The organism is Apilactobacillus sp. EABW-1NA, assembly GCF_030398685.1.
In the GTDB taxonomy this organism is placed as follows: Bacteria; Bacillota; Bacilli; order Lactobacillales; family Lactobacillaceae; genus Apilactobacillus; species Apilactobacillus waqarii.
Window position 1 is genome coordinate 1 of the sequence record NZ_JAPDKO010000017.1, and the last position, 21,103, is coordinate 21,103.

The window sequence follows — 21,103 nt, forward strand, 5'->3', positions numbered from 1 at the left end:
AGGTCTTTTTATTTATATTAATCGAATAATTGCTAACGAGATAATTCCGACAATCACGACCACCAATAAACTCTTGGTGATGATGGCAGCAATAACTGATGGAATTGATGCGATTAGGTTTTCCCAGTTGATTGAAGGTAAGTGGCCCAGGTGTTGGACGAACAGTTGTGAGAACCACAACGTTGCCATGATCACGATGGGGACGAAACTTAAAAACTCTTCAACTGGTTTTGATAGTTTGAATTTCTTTAATAGGATGAACGGCATCACACGTGACAACCAGGTAACCAGCGTACATCCAATCACGGTTAGTAGGACGAAATTAAAAGAAGACATGTTTGATAATCACTCCAATCAGACAAGTAATTAGTGTTACTAGTAGGATTAATAGGTTGCTTGGAATAAAGATTAATCCAATAAATACCATGATGAAGGTGATTAAAATCATCAGTAGTTTTAATTTCAATGGCATACCGTTTTTGGCAATCACTTGTAGGTATAATAACCCGATAAACATTGCGACAAGGGCAAAGTCTAACCCAATCGCGTATGGATTATGAATGAAACTACCGGCGATGGCGCCGACAAATGAAGCACCGGCCCAAGTTAGGTAAGAAACGATGTTAGCGGTATTGAACCAGGTAAACGTTAACTGATTATCGGTGTAGTTGACCTTATTCATACCCAACGCAAAACTCTCGTCGGTTAAAAACGAGCCGATTAAGATGTTTTTCAACATTGAATCGTTTTTAAAATATGGCGCCGTGGTAATGCTCATTAGGATCATTCTGGAGTTGACCAGAAAAATTGCTAGCACAATCGAGAAGATGGGATTGTGTAAAGCCATCATTGATACCAAAATGAATTGCGCTGATCCAGCGTAAACGGTCAATGACAAGATGGCCACTAGCCAGGGGCTAAAGCCAAGGGACTTCCCGATAATCCCAAAGGCCAGACCAATTCCGATGTAGCCAAACATGGTGGGAATGCTATCTTTGATTGCTGCTCTTGCAGTTAGCTGACTGTCGATACCTCATCACATCCTTATAAAAAAGTTAGTTGTTAATAAGATATTGTTTAAAACGTTGACTGTCAACTGCGGTTAGTTCTGCTTTAACCTTGGTTCCTTCGGCAACATATTCTGTTGAAAGCACGTTGGCCTTAGTATTTAGGTAGTTGACGATGTCACCTTTATCAAACGGAATTAAAAATTCTTCGGTGACATAATCCTTGTAGCTGTTTTCTCTAATAATTTGAACCAATTCATCGATGGAGTCTTCTTCAAGGGCGGCCATGATTAGGTTATCACCGGCACGTTGAGGACGGGGTTCGTCTAAGATATCGGCCTTATTGAAGACAGTAATCATTGGGATGTTTTCAACCCCAATTTCCTTCAATGTTTGTTCAGTGGTCTTCATCATTAGTTCCTTATTTTCATCGGCTTCGTCGACAACTTGGACCAATAGATCCGCATTAGCGGCTTCAGCCAAAGTAGAACGGAAGGCCTTCACTAATTGGTGAGGTAACTTACTTACGAAACCAACTGTGTCAGATAACAACATTGTTTTGTTGTCGTCGAAAATTAGTTTTCTAACGCTGGTATCCAAGGTAGCAAACAACATGTTTTTAACCATGACTTGCTTTTCTTGGTTTTCACCGTAGCGGTTAACCAGTTGGTTCATGATGGTTGACTTACCAGCATTGGTGTATCCAACTAGGGCAACAGTAGGGATGTTTTTACCATCACGTTGCTTTCTTTGGGTTAAGTCTGATTTTTGGATATCCTTTAGTTCTTGTTTAATGTGAGAAATATCCTTTTCAATCACACGACGGTTTAATTCCAGTTGAGATTCACCAGAACCACGGTTGGTGAATCCACCACCACCGCTACCAGTTTGTTGATCTAGTCGTTGGCTAGCGCTGGTGTGCAAACGGGGTAGTTGGTATTGCAACTTGGCCAATTGAACTTGAAGCTTGGCTTCGTGAGTTCTGGCACGGTTGGCAAAGATTTCCAAGATTAGACCTGTACGGTCGATGATTTTTGTTTCAGTTTGCTTTTCTAAGTTTCTAATTTGGCTAGGTGATAGTTCATCGTTAACAATGACCATGTCAGCGTCTTTATCCAAGACAGTCATCTTTAGTTCTTCAACTTTACCTTTACCGAAGTATGTGGCTTTATCGGGATGATCTAGCTTTTGAACCAAACGAGCCACAACTTCTAGGTTATTAGCTTCAGCTAGGGCAGCTAATTCAGTCATTGAGTACTCGAATTGCTCATTGTCTAGGTTTAAACCGATGATAACGGCAGTTTGTTGTTCTGTATCCAAATGAATACCTCCTTGTTATTTTTATCCATTATACCATTTACGTATCATTAATAAGAATGGTTATAAAAAAAGAGAAAATCTAACAAAAATTAGAGAGTTTTAATATAATTATGAGCATATCTTTTATAATGATTAGATTATCTAAATCATTCATATACCTTGATATCTTAAGATTTTCTTTACTTTTGAATTTAAAAAAATTCAACTAAATTAGAATTAAATTAGAAAAAGTATTGCATTTTATAATGAGATGGTGGTATTATTTTCTCAATCCTTTTAAACAAAAACTTTTTAGTAAGGAAATTGGGGGTAATGGAAATGAAAATGAAATCCGTAGTAAAGCTAGGGGTTGTTGGTGCAGCATCAGCATTCCTACTAGCAGCTTGTGGTAATTCTTCAAAAGAATCTACAAGTAAATATATTAACTGGCAAGAAAATTCACAGTTACCTACACTAGATGCTTCAAAGGCAACTGATACACTTAGTTTTAGTACATTAAACAATAGTAATGAAGGACTATTACTTAATGCTGCTAACAACAAGGTAAAACCTGGTGTAGCCGAAAGTTACAAGGTATCAAAAGACGGTAAGACATATACATTCAACTTACGTCACTCAAAATGGAGTGATGGTAAGCCTGTAACTGCCAAAGACTTCGTCTACGGTTGGCAACGTACTGTAAACCCTAAGACAGCTTCACAATACTCATACCTATTCTCAGATGTTAAAAATGCTGATGCAATCGGTAAGGGTAAGGCACCTGTTTCATCATTAGGTATCAAAGCTGACGGTGATTACAAAGTTGTAGTTACATTAGACAAACCTCAAGATTACTTCAAGTACTTAGTAACCATGGCACCATTCTTACCACAAAGCGAATCAGCAGTTAAGAAGTTCGGTTCAGCTTACGGTACTACAAGTAAGGACATGGTATACAACGGACCATTCAAGGTTGAAGGATGGACTGGTACAAACAACTCATGGAACTTAATCAAGAACAAAGAATACTACAACGCAAGCAAGATCAAGGTTGCTGGTATTAAGATTAATGCTCAAAACGATGCTAACACTTCACTAAACCAATATGAAACTGGCCAATTTGATTCAGTTCAATTAGCTGGTGCACAACAAGTTGGTAAGTACAAGAACTCAAGTGAATACCACGCATTAAAACAAGCATCAACTTTCTACATCGAATTAAATGAAAAGAAAAATCCTATCTTTAAGAACGCAAACATTAGAAAAGCTATCTCATTAGCAATTGACCGTAACGAATACACTAAGAACACCTTAGGTGACGGTTCAATCTCTGCTGTTGGTTACGTATCACCAGGTATGTCAAAACGTGACGGTAAGGACTTCACTGAAGATGCCGGTACTAAGACTGGTGTAACTTACAACTTAGCAGAAGCTAAGAAACTATGGGCTAAGGGTCTAAAAGAAGTTGGTAAGAAGTCAGTTAACTACTCAATCCTATCTGATGACACTGATTCAGGTAAGAAGACTACTGAATTCCTACAAACTGCTCTAGAAAAACTACCTGGCTTAAAGGTATCTACACAAAACATTCCATTCAAGTCAAGATTGAACCGTTCACAAAATGGTCAATTCGACATGGTTGTTAGTGCATGGGGTGCTGATTTCCCAGACCCAATTTCATTCCTACAACTATTTACTACTGATGGTTCATACAACAACGGTAAGTGGAGTAACGCTAAGTTCGACGCAGATGTTAAGAACGCTGAAGGCGTAGACGCAAACAACCCTGCAAAACGTTGGAACGATCTAGTAAATGCTGAAAAAGAACTAATGGCTGACCAAGGAATTATTCCTCTATACCACCAAGTTCAATCACGTGTTATCAAGCCTCGTGTAAGTGGAGTACAATTCTTCCCTACAGGTGCAGCTTACGACTTTAGAGATGCTACTATCTCAAAGAAGTAAAAAATAATTAAATTTAGTTTTTTCATTGTGAAGAGTTTTAGATAGCTACTATAATGGATGTAGTCGAATCTAAAACTCTTCCGTACATAAAGGGGAATTTTCCCTGAAAGATTGTGAGGATAAAATAATATGGTTAAGTTTTTAGCAAAGCGAATTTTCTACTTGTTATTAACGTTATTCATAGTTGTCACTGTGACATTCTTCTTAATGAAGTTAATGCCAGGGACTCCATTGACTAACGAAGCTAAACTTTCTCCAGCTGAACGTTATATGGTGTTAAAACAATACGGCTTGGATAAACCAGTTTGGCAACAATACATTAGTTACCTAGTGAATGCCGTTCAAGGTAACTTTGGAACATCATTCCAATTCAGTGATCAACCAGTTTCATACCTAATCTCAAGTCGTATGGGACCATCACTTCTATTGGGTGCTCAAGCAATGGTTGTCGGTGTTATCGCCGGTATCATTGTTGGTGCTGTCGGGGCAATCAAGAAGAGCACATGGGTTGATACTTCAACTACTATCATCTCAATTCTAGGAATTTCAATTCCTTCATTCGTCTTCTCAGTATTACTACAATACGTAATTGCTTTGAAGTGGAACTGGTTGCCAATTGCCGGTTGGAGCGGATTTGCATACACAATTCTTCCAACATTAGCATTGGCAGCAATGCCATTAGCCGAATCAGCACGTTTCGTACGTACTGAAATGGTTGACGTTTTAAGTTCAGACTACATTGAACTAGCAAGAGCCAAGGGTCTAAGCAAGTTCGGTATCATCTACCACCATGCTTTAAGAAATAGTTTAATCCCATTGGTAACAATCATCGGTCCATTGGCCGTAAACATCATGACTGGATCACTAGTTGTTGAAAACATTTTTGCAATTCCAGGTATTGGTGAACAATTCGTTAACTCAGTGTTAACAAACGATTACCCAACAATCATGGGACTTACAGTTATGTATTGTTTCCTATTATGTGTCGTATTATTAATCACCGACATCGTATACGGAATAATCGATCCAAGAATCAGAGTAGCAGGGGGAAGAGAATAAAATGGCAGATAAAGCAAAACAACTACCAAAAGACGCCTTTGAACCATTATCAGATGGTGCACATTTAGATAATGAAAAAATTGCGGCTCCTTCTCTTACTTTTGTGAAGGATTCATGGCGTCGTCTAAAGAAAAACAAAGCGGCAATGATTTCACTATACATTTTGATTTTCTTATTTGTCGTATCATTTGGATCAGCATTGATTCCTGCATTCAGCAGTATTTCAACTCATCCAAACTTAAACAATTTACCACCACGTATTCCTGGAATTGACATTCCTGGATTTAACGGAACTTTAGTGCAAGGTGGAGCACGTGTTAACGCTTATACTGGTGCTGCTGCTAACCATTACTTTTGGTTAGGTAGTGACTACTTAGGTCGTGACTTGTTCGCAAGAACATTATTCGGTACTAGAATTTCACTATTAATCGCCGTTGTGGCAACTTTCTTCGATTTAACTATTGGGGTTGCCTACGGAATTATCTCAGGTTGGATTGGTGGAAAGGTTGATACTTTCATGCAACGTGTCATCGAAATCCTACTATCAATTCCTAACCTAGTTGTTATGATTCTTCTACTATTGGTATTAAAACCAGGTATTCCTGCAATCATCATTGCGATTGCATTTACTAGTTGGATCAACATGGCTCGTTTGGTTCGTGCACAAACACTTGAACTAAAGAGTCAAGAATTCGTGCTAGCTGCACGTTCACTGGGTGAAAGTTCATTTAAGATTGCTTTCAAGCACTTATTACCAAACTTAACTTCAGTGATTATCATTAATACTATGTTCACTATTCCAAGTGCGATCTTCTTCGAAGCATTCCTATCATTTATCGGAATTGGGGTTCCAGCTCCAGCTGCTTCATTAGGTACTTTGATTAGTAACGGTCAAAAGTCATTCCAATTCTTACCATATCAAATGTGGGTTCCAGCAATCGTTCTTTCATTATTAATGATTGCATTCAACATTTTAGGTGATGGTCTAAGAGATGCATTTGACCCTAAATCAAGAGAGTAGGTGACAAGAATGGAAAACAAGGAAAACATCCTAGAAGTTAGAAATTTATCAATTAATTTCAAAACTTACGCGGGTACTGTTCAAGCCATTCGTGACATTAGTTTTGATTTAAAGAAGGGTGAAACCCTAGCAATCGTTGGGGAATCAGGTTCTGGTAAATCAGTAACTACTCGAAGCATTATGGGTTTGAACGCAACCAACGCTGACGTTGTCGACGGAAGCATCGAATTCGATGGCCAAGACATTCTAAAACTAGATGAAAAAGAATTAAGTAAATTACGTGGTAGCAAGATTGCTGAAATCTTCCAAGATCCAATGACTTCATTGGACCCAACTATGAAGATTGGTCGCCAAGTTGCTGAACCACTAATGATTCACCAAGGCTTATCCAAAGAAAAAGCAATGGCAAAAGCCTTGGAAATGTTAAAACTTGTAGGTATTACTAATGCCGAAGAACGAATTAACGACTATCCATACCAATTCTCTGGTGGGATGAGACAAAGAATCGTGATTGCGATTGCGTTAGTAAACTATCCAGAAATCCTAATTGCTGATGAACCAACCACTGCGTTGGACGTTACCATCCAAGCTAAGATTCTGGAATTAATGAAGGAACTACAAACCAAGATTAACACTTCAATCATCTTCATTACCCATGATTTAGGGGTAGTTGCAGGTATGGCTAATCGTGTTGCAGTTATGTATGCGGGTAAAATCGTTGAATACGGAACTGTTGATGAAATCTTCTACAATCCAAAGCACCCATACACTTGGGGTCTATTAGGATCAATGCCTACTTTGGATACCAACGAAGATGTATTACCATCAATCCCAGGTACTCCTCCTGACCTATTGGAACCACCAGTAGGGGATGCATTTGCTGCTAGAAATAAGTATGCATTAAAGATTGACACAATTGAACAACCACCATTCTTTAAGGTTTCTGACACTCACTACGCAGCAACATGGTTGTTAGATGATAGAGCTCCTAAGGTGACTCCACCAGCTGACATCGTAAAGCGTCAAGAACACTTTAAAAAGACTAAACAAGGATAGGTGGTGACAATATGTTAGATAAAGATGCACCAAAAATTTTAGAAGTAAAAAACTTAAAACAATACTTTAACGTTGGTCGTAAAGACGAAGTTAGAGCTGTTGATGATATTACCTTCAACGTCCATGAAGGGGAAACCTTCGGACTAGTTGGTGAATCTGGCTCCGGAAAGACAACTACAGGTCGTGCAATTAGTCATTTGTATGAACCAACAGGTGGCGAAATCATCTTTGAAGGCAAAGATGTTTCAAAGTTAAAGACTAAAAAAGATGAAAAAGAATTCAGAAGTGATATCCAAACCATCTTCCAAGATCCTTACGCATCATTAAACCCTCGTATGAAGGTTAAAGACATTATTGCCGAAGGTATCGACATTAATCACTTAGCCAAAGACAAGGCTGATCGTGATGCTCAAGTCGAAGAATTATTGGAAACTGTTGGTTTGAACAAAGAACATGCCAACAGATATCCTCATGAATTCTCTGGTGGACAACGTCAAAGAATTGGAATTGCCCGTGCTTTAGCTGTTAAACCTAAGTTCATCATCGCCGATGAACCTATCTCAGCATTGGACGTGTCAATCCAAGCCCAAGTAGTTAACCTACTTAAGGACTTACAAAAGAAACGTAAGCTAACATACCTATTTATTGCCCATGATTTATCAATGGTTAAATACATTAGTGACCGTATTGGTGTTATGCACTATGGTCGTATGTTAGAAATCGCTGATGCCGATGAACTATATGCTCATCCATTACACGATTACACCAGAAGCTTACTTTCAGCTGTTCCGGTACCGGACCCTGAATTTGAAAGACAACGTGAGATCGTAGATTACGATGCAAGTGTTGAAAGTGACGGAAAGCAACGTAAGTTAGTTGAAATTGCTCCTAACCATTATGTTCGTGCTGCCGATGACGAAATTCAAATGTACAAGGATCGCTTAAACAGCTAAAAAAATAACCGTTACTTTATTAAGTAACGGTTATTTTTACGTTGATTAGACGTTTTCACTTAAGTTGTTGTAGTATTCAACGCTGATTTCACTGGCGTCAGCATTTGATACTAATTTTGAAACACTGCCGTTTTCGATAGGTTCGGAAACGTCGATGGTGTCATCCTTGAATTGGTCAACAGCCCATCTGATGATGGTACCGTGAGCCGCAATCATTATGTTGTCACCGTCGTTAGCGTTTTGAATGACTTTCTTTAAGCCAGGGATGAAACGATTCAATAAGTCTTGATTGTTTTCAGCATCACCGTAAGGATCATGGGCAGCGATTAAATCGGCTGTGCCACCCATACCTAGTTTGCTAATCATCTTGGCGTAATTGTCCATGCCGTCTGGTCCACCAATTTGGTGCCATGCAGCTTCACTATCGTTTCCTTCAAAGTAACCAAAGTTTTCTTCACGGAAAGCTTTATCTGCAATAGGTTCTTCAATATCTGAGGGATTTTGTTGCAATACATATTTTCCAGTATCAAAAGCACGTGGCATATCACTGGAATATGCATGATTGAATGTAATTGAGCTTAATCTTTTTCCGGCATCAATGGCATCAGCAATACCCTTTTCAGTAAGAGGGGCGTTGGCGATTCCTTGAATACGGTTGTATTTATTTAAATAAGTTTGTCCATGACGAACAAGATAAATGTTAATCATCAGAAAAAACCTCCTGACATATTTGTATGTCTACATTTTATCATATATGGCAGGCGTAGAGAAAAGATTAGGTTAAGCCTCGATTTGCTTTTCTTTCTATCATATATGTGCTAAAATTAATAACCAAATTTTAAGATAGGAGCGTAGCTCAAATGTCTGAATCAATTAAAGAACAAGAACAAAAACACTTAAATGATGTTTTAGCCAAGGTCGAAGTTGCCAAAGCTGAAGCCGTTAAGAAAATTAATCGTGCCGAAAAAGATGAACACGATATTAATAAAAACTTCTATAATGATGTGCGTTTGAAGACCAGTACTTATTCTGGAATGATGGAAACATCAGTCTCCATTCGTCAACAACAACAAATGCTAGAAGAACGTGAAAATAGTTGGAAACATGCAACTAAGGAATACGACAAACTTGCTAAGATGCAAGAACGTCCTTACTTTGCTCGTCTAGACTTCGAAGAAGAAGGCGAACACAAGGCAGAAACTATTTATATCGGTTTAGGTTCTTTTGCCGATAGCCCAGATCACTACTTGATTTATGACTGGCGTGCTCCAATTTCGAGTATCTACTACGATAGTAAAATTGGTAAATTGACCTACCACACACCAATGGGTGAACAAACCGTTAACGTGACTTTGAAGCGTCAATTCCAAATCAAGGATGGCAAGATTGAAACCATCTTTGATACCGACCAAGTAGTTGGGGATCAAATGCTATTGGATAACCTAAATGGTAAGTCCAATACCAAGATGAAGAGTATCGTTACTACCATCCAAAGAGAACAAAACAAGATTATCAGAGATACCAAGTCAGACTTGTTATTCGTACAAGGTGCTGCCGGTTCTGGTAAGACCGCTGCGGTATTGCAACGTGTTGCCTTCCTATTGTACCAATACAGAGGGAAACTAAGCTCAGCGCAAGTTGTATTGTTCTCACCTAACCAATTGTTCAATGATTACATCAACCAAGTGTTGCCTGAATTGGGTGAACAAAACATGGTGCAAATGACTTACTACCAATACAGTAGTTTGCGTGTGCCTAAGTTCAAGGTTGAAACTCTTTCAGAACGTTTCGAAGAAGATAATTCAGAAGACAAGAAACTAAGAAACATCAACAACCTAAAGAACAGTCTAGAATTCTTCAAGGCTGAAACTGCCTACACTAACCACTTGAACAGTGAAGACATGAAGTTCAAGAACTTGAAGTTCCAAGACGATATCTTTATCTCAAAGGAACAAATTGCAGAAATCTACTACAGCTTCAATGAAAACTACAACCTAAGAAACCGTCTAGACGCAACCAAGGAACGCTTGATTAAGATTTTGAACCGTCGTGTTAAAGTCGAAATGAAGAAGCCTTGGGTAGAACAAGCGGTCCAAGACTTGAGTAGAGAACAAATTCAAGCCGTGCAAAACGCCCATCCAGACGAATTCGAAAACGCAGATAAGGAATTCGACTTCCTAGCAAGACACATCGTTATCGGTGCCTTTAAGCGTATTAGAAAACAAATCGTCCACGGTCGTTTCCTAGGGGTTAACAACCAACTAGTGCACTTCTTAAGAAACGTGCCAAACCTAATCGACTTATCCAAGTACGACCTAACCAAGGAAGACTGGACCAAGTCAGTTGATGCTTCAATCAACCAAATGAAGAACGGTCACATCTCAATGTCAGATGTTTCAGTATACCTATACCTATTTGACCGTATCTCAGGTAAACGTCCTAAGACTGATATCAAGTACCTATTCATTGATGAAGTCCAAGACTACACCGCATTCCAAATGGCATTTATGAAGTTCACATTCCCACGTGCTCGTTTCACACTACTAGGGGACTTGAACCAAGCTATCTTCACTCATGAAAATAGTCATACATTGCTATCAGAACTATCGACCATGTTTGATCCTGAAAAGACTAACGTTGTGCAACTTACTAAGTCATACCGTTCAACTGAACAAATCACTGACTTCACTAAGCACATTCTAGAAGGCGGTAGCCAAATCGAATCATTCGCGCGTGTTGGTGACAAACCGGTCATGCAAGTGGTTGAAAATAGGGATGCTGCTATCGATAAATTAGTCGCTAGAATCGATAATGATAAGGAAAAACACGATACAACAGCCATTATTGTCAAAACTTTGGCTGATGCGAAGTTATTATCCGAACAATTAGACGACAGAAACGTAAAAAATACGCTTATACAGACCGAGAACCAACGTTTGACTACTGGAACCCTAGTAATACCTGCTTACCTTGCTAAAGGGCTAGAATTTGACTCTGTGGTCATGTTTGACGCAGATGACAAACATTTTGGTGACGAAGCAGACCGTCAATTGGTTTACACAATCTGTACTCGTGCCATGCATGAACTAACAATTATCGCTGAAGGAAAACCAACTCACTTGTTTGATGTCGTACCTAGCGATTTATATGATTTACAATAATTGCAATTAGTAACAAATAAAAGCGCCTATCCATAGGGATTAGGCGCTTTTTTGTCGTTTCTAAGATGTTCGGTGGTATTATGGACGTACTACTTTTATTTGAACGGAGGCGTAAAATTGTCAGATCCAATCAATTACTACGCATTTAAGAAAGACGAGTGGAAGGACTTATACAAGTTACGCTCGATTCCCGTTACTACCGACGGGCTAAAACAAATCAAGGCCTTTAACGATGAAATTTCAATTCAAGACGTGCGCGACGTCTACATTCCCATTGTTCATTTGTTGGACCTATGTACCCAAAACTTCAACCAATGGCAAAAGACTAAGACCGCCTTTTTGGATAAACAAGACAGAAAGGTGCCATTTATCATCGGGATTTCCGGAAGTGTGGCCGTTGGTAAGTCTACTACCGCCAGATTATTGGAAGTATTGCTATCAAGATACTTCGAAGACAAGAAAATCCAATTAATCACTACCGATGGATTCTTGTATAATTCCGCTGAATTAAAACGTCGTGGTATCATGGACAGAAAAGGATTTCCAGAAAGTTATGACATGAAGTCATTGATTAACTTCTTAAACGAAGTGAAGTCTGGTAAGCACAACGTCAAAGCACCGGTCTACTCACATGACGTTTACGATATCATTCCAGATAAGTTTGATATTATCGACCAACCGGATGTCTTGATTATCGAAGGGATTAACACGTTACAATTACCAAGTAACCAACAAATCTACGTTTCCGACTTTACCGACTTCTCAATCTACATCGATGCCGATGATGACTTGATTGAACAATGGTACATTGAACGTTTCGAAGAGCTAATGGATACCGCATTCCAAAATCCATCTAACTACTACTATGAAATGGCTCATACGGATCGTAAGAAGGCCATCGAGACTGCCAAGGATGTTTGGCAACAAATTAATTTACCTAATTTGCTGGAAAATATTAAGCCTACCAAGACTAGGGCGGACTTAATTATTCACAAAACAGACAATCATCGTATCGATAAAATTTTGTTTAGAAAGTATTAGATTTAATTTGACGCCATTCATTTTTCTATGTATGATAAATACAATTTAATGATTGGAGAGTGAATGGTTTGGCTGAAATGGATTTATCATCGTTTGATAAAATCTTGGTGCTTGACTTCGGAAGTCAATACAACCAATTAATCACCCGTCGTATTCGTGATTTTGGTGTATATTCTGAACTAAAGCCCCATGATATGACCATCGACGAAATCAAGGCTTTTAACCCTAAAGGGATTATCTTCTCTGGGGGTCCTAACAGTGTGTACGCAGAAGATGCTTTAACTGTTGATCCTAAAATTTTCGAAATGAATATTCCAATTCTAGGTATCTGTTATGGTATGCAACTAATGGCATATAACCTAGGTGGAGGACAAGTTGATGGAGAAGACCATGGACAATATGGTCACGCTGACATCGACATTACCTCTGATAATGCGGAACTATTCAAAGATTTGCCTAAGGAAGAACCAGTTTGGATGAGTCATGGAGACCTTGTACGTAAGGTTCCAGATGGCTTTGAAAATGTGGCAACTGCTGATGGTTGCCCAATTACTGCAATGCAAGATACCGCTAGAAAGTTCTATGGAATTCAATTCCATGCGGAAGTTAGAAATACCAAATACGGTACTGACATCCTAAAGAACTTCGTGTTTAACGTTTGTGGCGCAGAAGCTAACTGGTCAATGAATGACTTTATTGACTTACAAATCAAGCAAATCAGAGAAGAAGTTGGCGACAAAAAGGTTATCTTAGGTCTATCCGGTGGGGTAGATTCAAGTGTAACCGGTGTGTTATTGAACAAGGCCATTGGTGATCAACTAACTTGTATCTTTGTTGACCACGGTCTACTTCGTAAGAACGAAGTGAAGGAAGTAATGGATAGTCTAGAAGGTAAGTTTGGTCTAAACATCATCCAAGTTGATGCAAGCAAACGTTTCTTAGAAAAGTTATCCGGTGTTACTGATCCTGAACAAAAGAGAAAGATTATCGGTAATGAATTTATCGAAGTCTTCAATGAAGAAGCCTTGAAGCTTAAGGACGTTGATTTCTTAGCTCAAGGTACTCTATACACTGACGTTATTGAAAGTGGTACTAACACTGCTGAAACTATCAAGTCTCACCATAACGTTGGTGGTCTACCAGAAGACCTACAATTCAAACTAATCGAACCAGTTCGTTCATTATTCAAGGACGAAACTAGACGCTTGGGTGAAGAAATGGGGATGCCAGACTACTTAGTATGGCGTCAACCATTCCCAGGTCCTGGTCTAGGTATTCGTGTTATCGGTGAAGTTACTGAAGACAAGCTAGAAATTGTTAGAAACAGTGACTACATCCTACGTCGCGAAATTGCCGCTGCTGGATTAGATAAGGATATTTGGCAATACTTCACCATTCTACCTGGTTTTAGAAGTGTTGGTGTGATGGGTGACGGTCGTACTTACGACTACACCATCGCTATCCGTGCCGTTAATTCCATTGATGGAATGACTGCTGATTTCGCTAAGATTCCTTGGGATGTCTTATCAGAAATATCAACTAAGATCACAAACGAAGTAGAAGGGGTAAACCGTGTAGTATACGATATTACTAGTAAGCCACCTTCGACAATTGAATGGGAATAATCAGTTCCTAAATAAAAAGAGCTCAACAATTGCTGTTGAGCTCTTTTTGTATTTACTTTCTTGTTTGTCCGTCACCGTTAATGACGTATTTGTATGAAGTTAGTGCTTCTAGTCCCATTGGGCCTCTGGCGTGGAGTTTTTGAGTCGATATACCGATTTCGGCACCAAAACCAAATTCAAAACCATCGGTGAAACGAGATGAGGCGTTGACGTAAACACAGGCGGCATCAACTTGTTGTTGGAATTGTACTCCTGCAGCATAGTCGTTAGAAACGATTACTTCGGAGTGGTGGGTTCCATGTTCGTTGATGTGATCAATGGCTGCTTGTTTGGAATCAACTACCTTAATGGAGATGATTAGGGCATTGTATTCTGTGTCCCAGTCCTCTGTGGTAGCCGGGATGACGTCGTTTACGATTGAACGAGTAGCTTCGTCACCGCGGACCTCAACACCACGTTCTCGTAAATCACTGATGATGTCTGGTAGGTAGTTATTTGCGACATCTTTATGGATTAATACCTTTTCGGCGGCATTACATACGGAAGGGCGTTGCACCTTACCATTGATGATGATGTTTCGTGCCATTTGTTTGTCGGCATCCTTATCAACGTAGATGTGGCAGTTGCCAGCACCGGTTTCAATCACTGGAACAGTGGCGTTGTTTAAAACGGTTTGGATTAAGCGGGCACTTCCGCGGGGGATTAAAACATCAACGTAATCGTTTAGTTCCATGAATTCTTGAGCCAGTTCATGGGATGGATCATTGATGACTTGAATCATGTTTGCGTCTAAGCCGTTTTGTTTTAAGACATCACGTAAGATATCGGCCAAGATGACGTTAGAGTTGATTGATTCTTTCCCACCACGTAGTATGACGGCGTTACCGGATTTAAAACAAAGTCCGGCGGCATCGATTGTTACGTTGGGTCTGGCTTCATAGATAATACCGACGACACCAAGTGGGACGCGTTGTTTGACGATTCTAAGACCGTCTTCGGTTTCCCATCCGCCATCAATTTTAGCGGTAGGATCAGCTAGTCCGACCAATTTTAGTAATCCGTTGGCCATGTCTGAAATACGTTTTTTGTCTAGTTTTAAACGGTCAATGAACTTGGATTCGATTTGAGGATTTTGTAAATCCTTTTGGTTGGCAGCGATAATCTCATCGGTCTTATCGACAATTGCCTTGGCGAATTGTTTTAAGATATCGTTCTTAGTAGTGGTAGATAGGCCAGCTGATTGAAAACTGGCTTTTTTAGCGCTTTTGCCTAATTGAATTAATTCTTGTTTATTCATTTGTACGACCCTCCATAGCTTCGGCACCAAAGTAGGTACCAACGGGGCGACCAGAAATGAAGTCGTTGATGATTGATGGATCATCACTATTTAGGATTGCCATCTTACGGTGGTTATCCAAGATGGTTTTGGCGGCGTTTAGTTTGGTTTGCATGCCACCGGTTCCATATTGTGAACCGTGGTCACCGGCAACTTGCATCAAGTCATCGCTAATTTCTGGTACCCATGATAGTAGTTTTGCGTTCGGATTGTCCTTCGGGTTGGCATCGAACAATCCGTCGATGTCTGATAGGATGATAAGTAGGTCCGCATCGACAAAGTTAGTCACAATGGCGGCTAGTTGATCGTTTTCACCAAAGCTGGTTTGATGATTGAATTCGTCGACTGAGACGGCATCGTTTTCGTTGATGATGGGGATGACCTTATCATCTAAAAGGGTGTTAATGGTTTTAAGTACATTTTCACTGCTCTTAGGATAGTCAACCACGTCGCGTGTTAATAGTAGTTGCGCCACGGTTTGGCCTGATTCTTTAAAACTATCGGAGTATAAGTCCATTAGTTCACTTTGCCCAATCGCGGATAGGGCTTGTAGTTTACCGATGTCGGTAGGACGCGTCTTTAATCCGATGGTGTTCATACCGACACCAACGGCTCCGGAAGTGACCAAGATAACTTCGTGGCCGCTTTGATTTAATTGACTCAACACGGATGATAATGTGTGAATTGTTTTCATATTAATACTGTTGTCAGAATTGATGATGGAGCTAGTCCCGATTTTCACAACAATTCGTTTATATTTACTTGTCATATTCATGATCTCCTGTTCTTTAAAACTAGTTTACTTTAATTTGAAAAAAGTAACAATATGTAAATTAAAATTGCATTAGAGATAGATTAGATGTATTGTAATCGTTAATATAAATTAAGGGGGTTAATTATGGCAGGTAAGGGAAGATTAACTGGGCTTTTATTGGTAATTGTAGGTAGTATTTCATGGGGAGCATCTGGAACTGTCGCTGACTACATGTTCTTAACGCAACACGTACCAGTTCTTTGGGTCGTCGGTATTAGAATGTTTTTAGCAGGAATTCTACTATTATTGACATACAAGATTACCGTTGGTGGCTCCATTTTTACGATTTGGCATGATAAAAGTCAGGCAAGCTTATTAATTTGTTTTGCCATCTTTGGAATGTTGATGTCGCAATTCAGCTACTTATCAGCTGTCAGGTTTGGTAACGCAGCGACTGCAACTGTTTTACAATTTACTACCCCTGTATTTATTATCATCTATTATTCGATTTCTAGGCGCAAATTGCCTGTTAGATTGGACGTTATTTCAATTATTTTAGCCGTAGTTGGTACATATTTACTGGCGACAAAGGGAGACTTTGGATCATTAACCATCTCTAAGTTGGGATTATTCTTCGGTATCTGTGCTGGAATCGCGGGTGCAAACTGTACGCTGATTCCCATCAAACTCTTAAATAAGTATGATCCAAGATTAGTCTGTGGATGGGCAATGTTACTTGGTAGCTTACCTATTCAACCAATCGTCGTAATTGACACACCACACATAAACATCAATCCAACATTAATATTTGAATTGATTTTCATTACAATCGTAGGAACCATGATTGCATACTTATTCTATGTCGCTAGTCTAAATTATTTAGAACCTGCGGTAACCGGAACATTAAGTTCGTTTGAACCGCTAACTGCTGCGATTTTATCTGTATCTTTTTTACATCTAAAGCTAACCTTTGTTGAAGTAATAGGTGGGTTATTAATTCTGATGATGGCATTTGTTCAAGCGTTACCACAGAAAAATAAATTAGAATAGAAACTTTATAAAATGATAGAACCCTTATGAATAGTGATATCTTTCACAATGTTAGAGTAAAATGATAAAAATGTCATTAAAAATTTATTATTTTTCGCTTTATTATCGGACAATATGGTGTTACATTATATGTGAAAACAATATCAAGTTTGTATTTATGAAGGAGATTTTATCAATGAAAGCTGCAGTAGTAAGAGACAACTCAGATGGATATGTAGATGTTAAAGATGTTGAACTTCGCCCAATTGAAAATGGTGAAGCTCTAGTTCAAGTTGAATACTGTGGTTTGTGCCACACCGACTTACACGTTGCCAACGGAGACTTTGGTGACCAAGCTGGCCGTATTATCGGTCACGAAGGTGTAGGTAAAGTTATTCAAGTTGCCGATGATGTAGATAATCTAAAAATTGGTGATCGTGTATCAATCGCTTGGTTCTTCAAGGGATGCGGTCACTGTGAATACTGCCTAAGTGGTAGAGAAACATTATGTCGTGAAGTTAAGAATGCTGGTTTCACTGTTGACGGTGCTATGGCTGAACAAGTAATTGTTGATGCTAAGTACGCCGTTAAGGTTCCAGAAGGTTTGGACCCAATCGAAGCTACTTCATTAACTTGTGCCGGAGTTACTATGTACAAGGCACTAAAAGTTGGTCACACTAAGCCAGGTCAATGGGTTGAAATGGTAGGAGCCGGTGGTTTAGGTAACCTAGGTGTTCAATTCGCCAACAACGTATTCGGTGCTAACGTTATTGCCGTTGCTCGTGGTAACAACCTAGAAAAGGCCGAAGAATTAGGTGCTAAGAAGGGTATCGACTACCGTTCAGAAAACCTATCAGAAAAGGTTAAGGAAGAAACTAACGGTGGTGCCCACGTTTCAGTTATCACTGCTGTTAACCCAATCGCCTTTGATCAAGCTATCAATGCTTTACGTCCAGACGGTCACCTAGTTGCCGTTGCGCTACCAAAAGGTAATATGGACCTAAACATTGCCCAAACTGTATTGAACGGAATCCACGTTGAAGGTTCACTAGTTGGTACTAGAGAAGACCTACGTGAAACTTTCCAATTCGGTGCTGAAGGTAAGGTTAAGCCAATCGTTCACACTAGAAAGCTATCAGAAATCAACGATGTTATCGACGAAATGAAGAACGGTAAGATTGTTGGTAGAATGGTTATCGATTTTACTAAATAATTTTTAACTAATTAAAGCATTGTCTTTTGGACAATGCTTTTTTTGTACTAAAATAATGACATTAGGAGGTTTGGTTATGGCTAAATATATTTTTCATCCAAATGACATCAAAGAACTAAATGATCAATACGATGTAGCAATCGTTGGTTCTGGTGCCACAGGATTAATTAGTGCAATTCAAGCTGCAGAACTGGGTCTAAAACCAGTCGTATTAGAAAAGATGGATAAGTTAGGTGGTAACTCGACCAGAGCTTCTTCTGGAATGAATGCTGCCGAAACTTCCGTTCAATTACAACACCACGTGATAGATAGTTTCCAAGACTTCTATGACGACACGTATATCGGTGGTGGCAAACAAAATAACGTTGATTTATTGAAATACTTTACCGAACACGCTGCGTTAACCGTTGATTGGTTAGCCCAACATGATATCAAACTAGATGACTTAACAATTACCGGTGCGATGAATACCAAGCGTACTCACCGCCCAAGTTCACAAGCACCAATTGGAGCTTATCTAGTCACTAGTTTTCTACAAATCATCGAAAAGATGGGTCTCGAAGTCTACAACAATGTCGATGTTACCAAGATTGATAAGAATGGTGCCGACATCTCGGGTGTCGAAGTCAAGGATGCCGATGGTAATGAACACTCAATCACTGCCGGTGCGGTCATTTTAGCTACTGGTGGTTTTGGTGCCAACAAGCAACTAATTGGTCAATACCGTGATGACTTGACTCACTACCGTACCACAAACCAAGAAGGAGCAACCGGGGATGGTTTGAAACTAGCCACCGACGTTGGGGCTGCATTGGTCGATATGGACAAGATTCAAGTCCATCCAACCGTTCAACAAGATAACGATCACGCATTCTTGATTGGTGAAGCCATTCGTGGTGAGGGTGCCATCTTGGTAAACACCAAGGGTGAACGTTTCGTTAACGAATTGGACACGAGACAAAAGGTGACCGACGCAATCAACCAACAAGACACCAAGCATGCTTATTTAATCTTAGATGAAGAAGTCGTTAATCACGCCCAAGCAGTGAAGTTCTATGACTCCATGGGAATGGTTATTCACGGTGATACAATCGAAGAACTAGCAGAAAAGATTGGTGCCGACGAAAAGACGTTGGCAGATACGATTGCTAAGTGGAACCAATCCGTTGAAAATGGCAAGGATGACCTAGGCCGTACCACTGGAATGAGCCGTCAATTAACTCATCCAGATTATATGGCCATTCACATTGCGCCAGCCGTTCATTACACCATGGGTGGAATTAAGATTAACCACTTCACCCAAGTACTAGACGACAACGATGACGTGATCAATGGTTTGTTTGCGGCGGGAGAAACTTCTGGTGGTTTGCACGGTAACAACCGTATCGGTGGTAACTCAATCGCCGAAACCGTTGTCTTTGGTCGCCAAGCTGGTCAACAAGTTTTCAAGTATTTAAACAAATAAGATAGATAAAAATAAATAAAGGAGGTTTACATATGCACAGTGGAGAGATTGCAGAATGGGTCGCAGCGATTGCCGAAGCATCATCAGTCGTAGTCGCATTATTTCTTCCTTACTACAACCAACATGTTGAAAATAAGCGTAAGTTACGCAATGTTAAGATGTTGATTCATCGTATGGGTAAACGTGCGATGAACGGTGATGAGGATGCGATGGAACATCTACAAACCATCCTAATGACAGCTTATCTAAAGAATATGAATTCTAAGACAGAAGACGTCATTAATGATGGTCAACAAATATTAGATATCATGAATATTAGTGAGGGAAAGCCAAACGCAGAACAAAAGGGTCAAATCAAAAAGCTACTACGCGAAATTGATGAAATCTAAAAAAGAAGCCGTATTTACGGCTTCTTTTTTATTTGTTGTAATATTGAACGTTTCTTTCGTTTAGTGGTTGGCAATCACGATTGTTTTTACCAAATTGAGCGATGAACCAATCGACTTGCTTTGGACTCACCGTTAGTTTGGAATTATCGATGACTAACCATTCAATCCCTTCGGTTAAAGGTGGGGTGGTTAGTGATCCTTGGTAGTGAAAACCAGTAGATAGACTGGAAATCCAGTTGGTTAGTTTTAATGACACATTGTGGCGATTGCCTTCTTCAAAGTTATTGATGATATCTTGTAACTCAGAATTGGCATTGCCTAAGGTAGGAAATAATGCCACCACAACGGTCTGGCCGATTTCATTTTCATGAACTAAATGGATTTCCATCGGATTAACCTTACCGTCGACGATATGTTCTGCTGGAGCATGGAAGTGCACCTGTTTGAACTTAAAGTCACGATTAAATATGGTTGCATAGCCCATTCCTGTCAAACGAATGGTAGTGTGGTCATCAATTTCTGTATTTAATTGGTAGAACTCATTGGCATGAATTGGCAGATAATCAGCAAAATGTTGACTATCATGAGTTGATAGCATAATTGGTGATTGGAGGTGACCAAAGTTATTCTCCCAATTATTTTGTTCATTATAATCTAACATATGATATGTATCCTCTTTCCATTAATAATATGAGTTTGCTTTTCTAGTATGTTAATATAACATACATGG

19 protein-coding genes are annotated in these 21,103 nt (G+C 39.5%); 12 read left to right on the forward strand and 7 right to left on the reverse strand.

Annotated elements, in window-relative coordinates; genetic code table 11:
• Nucleotides 1-12: 12 nt before the first annotated feature.
• The 3 genes from OEZ61_RS05595 to hflX are packed head-to-tail and all read right to left on the reverse strand — an operon-like array spanning nucleotide 13 to nucleotide 2,327.
• The gene (locus OEZ61_RS05595; protein WP_217304122.1) at nucleotides 13-336 is read right to left on the reverse strand and encodes an AzlD domain-containing protein; all 324 of its coding nucleotides are present in this window, start codon (nucleotides 334-336) and stop codon (nucleotides 13-15) included.
• Entirely contained in the window at nucleotides 323-1,030 is a 708-nt protein-coding gene (locus OEZ61_RS05600) for an AzlC family ABC transporter permease (protein ID WP_290047135.1), read from the reverse strand. The genes OEZ61_RS05595 and OEZ61_RS05600 overlap by 14 nt, the downstream gene beginning before the upstream one ends.
• Before the next feature lie 25 nt (nucleotides 1,031-1,055).
• Complete coding sequence (gene hflX, locus OEZ61_RS05605) at nucleotides 1,056-2,327, reverse strand: GTPase HflX (protein ID WP_198177922.1); 1,272 nt, start codon at nucleotides 2,325-2,327, stop codon at nucleotides 1,056-1,058.
• 318 nt (nucleotides 2,328-2,645) lie between these two features.
• On the opposite strand from hflX, the gene OEZ61_RS05610 reads away from it, so the two are divergent.
• The 5 genes from OEZ61_RS05610 (at nucleotide 2,646) to OEZ61_RS05630 (ending at nucleotide 8,360) form a co-directional block, all read left to right on the forward strand.
• Nucleotides 2,646-4,271: a peptide ABC transporter substrate-binding protein gene (locus OEZ61_RS05610; RefSeq protein WP_263500176.1), complete on the forward strand. Its 1,626-nt coding sequence runs from the start codon at nucleotides 2,646-2,648 to the stop codon at nucleotides 4,269-4,271.
• Nucleotides 4,272-4,400: 129 nt separating this feature from the next.
• Nucleotides 4,401-5,330, forward strand: a complete 930-nt coding sequence (gene opp3b / locus OEZ61_RS05615; RefSeq protein WP_053792896.1) for an oligopeptide ABC transporter permease — start codon at nucleotides 4,401-4,403, stop codon at nucleotides 5,328-5,330.
• Between the two features lies 1 nt (nucleotide 5,331).
• Nucleotides 5,332-6,351: an ABC transporter permease gene (locus OEZ61_RS05620; RefSeq protein ID WP_034535080.1), complete on the forward strand. Its 1,020-nt coding sequence runs from the start codon at nucleotides 5,332-5,334 to the stop codon at nucleotides 6,349-6,351.
• 9 nt (nucleotides 6,352-6,360) lie between these two features.
• Entirely contained in the window at nucleotides 6,361-7,407 is a 1,047-nt protein-coding gene (locus OEZ61_RS05625) for an ABC transporter ATP-binding protein (protein ID WP_290047132.1), read from the forward strand.
• Between the two features lie 11 nt (nucleotides 7,408-7,418).
• The gene (locus OEZ61_RS05630) at nucleotides 7,419-8,360 is read left to right on the forward strand and encodes an ATP-binding cassette domain-containing protein (RefSeq protein ID WP_034531457.1); all 942 of its coding nucleotides are present in this window, start codon (nucleotides 7,419-7,421) and stop codon (nucleotides 8,358-8,360) included.
• A gap of 45 nt (nucleotides 8,361-8,405) precedes the next feature.
• On the opposite strand, the gene OEZ61_RS05635 is transcribed toward OEZ61_RS05630, so the two are convergent.
• Nucleotides 8,406-9,068: a histidine phosphatase family protein gene (locus OEZ61_RS05635; RefSeq protein WP_308438157.1), complete on the reverse strand. Its 663-nt coding sequence runs from the start codon at nucleotides 9,066-9,068 to the stop codon at nucleotides 8,406-8,408.
• Nucleotides 9,069-9,220: 152 nt separating this feature from the next.
• On the opposite strand from OEZ61_RS05635, the gene helD reads away from it, so the two are divergent.
• The 3 genes from helD to guaA all read left to right on the forward strand — a co-directional run bounded on the left by helD (nucleotide 9,221) and on the right by guaA (nucleotide 14,187).
• Nucleotides 9,221-11,521: an RNA polymerase recycling motor HelD gene (gene helD / locus OEZ61_RS05640; RefSeq protein WP_198177923.1), complete on the forward strand. Its 2,301-nt coding sequence runs from the start codon at nucleotides 9,221-9,223 to the stop codon at nucleotides 11,519-11,521.
• A gap of 117 nt (nucleotides 11,522-11,638) precedes the next feature.
• Nucleotides 11,639-12,562, forward strand: a complete 924-nt coding sequence (gene coaA, locus OEZ61_RS05645; protein WP_034531460.1) for a type I pantothenate kinase — start codon at nucleotides 11,639-11,641, stop codon at nucleotides 12,560-12,562.
• Between the two features lie 68 nt (nucleotides 12,563-12,630).
• Nucleotides 12,631-14,187, forward strand: a complete 1,557-nt coding sequence (guaA, locus tag OEZ61_RS05650; protein WP_286171391.1) for a glutamine-hydrolyzing GMP synthase — start codon at nucleotides 12,631-12,633, stop codon at nucleotides 14,185-14,187.
• Nucleotides 14,188-14,239: 52 nt separating this feature from the next.
• Here guaA and OEZ61_RS05655 read toward each other — a convergent pair whose 3' ends face one another.
• Nucleotides 14,240-15,484, reverse strand: coding sequence for a glutamate-5-semialdehyde dehydrogenase (locus OEZ61_RS05655; RefSeq protein ID WP_232347887.1), 1,245 nt, complete (start codon nucleotides 15,482-15,484; stop codon nucleotides 14,240-14,242).
• The gene (gene proB / locus OEZ61_RS05660) at nucleotides 15,477-16,292 is read right to left on the reverse strand and encodes a glutamate 5-kinase (RefSeq protein ID WP_225426794.1); all 816 of its coding nucleotides are present in this window, start codon (nucleotides 16,290-16,292) and stop codon (nucleotides 15,477-15,479) included. The genes OEZ61_RS05655 and proB overlap by 8 nt, the downstream gene beginning before the upstream one ends.
• 129 nt (nucleotides 16,293-16,421) lie before the next feature.
• On the opposite strand from proB, the gene OEZ61_RS05665 reads away from it, so the two are divergent.
• From OEZ61_RS05665 to OEZ61_RS05680, 4 genes are all read left to right on the forward strand, one after another.
• Entirely contained in the window at nucleotides 16,422-17,327 is a 906-nt protein-coding gene (locus OEZ61_RS05665) for an EamA family transporter (protein WP_198177924.1), read from the forward strand.
• Between the two features lie 175 nt (nucleotides 17,328-17,502).
• On the forward strand, nucleotides 17,503-18,519 hold the full coding sequence (gene adhP / locus OEZ61_RS05670; protein WP_034535094.1) for an alcohol dehydrogenase AdhP: 1,017 nt from the start codon (nucleotides 17,503-17,505) through the stop codon (nucleotides 18,517-18,519).
• A 76-nt stretch (nucleotides 18,520-18,595) separates the two neighbouring features.
• Entirely contained in the window at nucleotides 18,596-19,984 is a 1,389-nt protein-coding gene (locus tag OEZ61_RS05675; RefSeq protein WP_198177925.1) for a flavocytochrome c, read from the forward strand.
• 32 nt (nucleotides 19,985-20,016) lie between these two features.
• Complete coding sequence (locus OEZ61_RS05680) at nucleotides 20,017-20,373, forward strand: hypothetical protein (RefSeq protein ID WP_034531468.1); 357 nt, start codon at nucleotides 20,017-20,019, stop codon at nucleotides 20,371-20,373.
• Between the two features lie 28 nt (nucleotides 20,374-20,401).
• Here the strand turns inward: OEZ61_RS05680 and OEZ61_RS05685 are convergent, their stop codons facing one another.
• A complete protein-coding gene (locus tag OEZ61_RS05685; protein ID WP_034531469.1) occupies nucleotides 20,402-21,034 on the reverse strand; it encodes a carbonic anhydrase family protein in 633 nt (210 codons plus the stop codon).
• Nucleotides 21,035-21,103 lie beyond the last annotated feature (69 nt).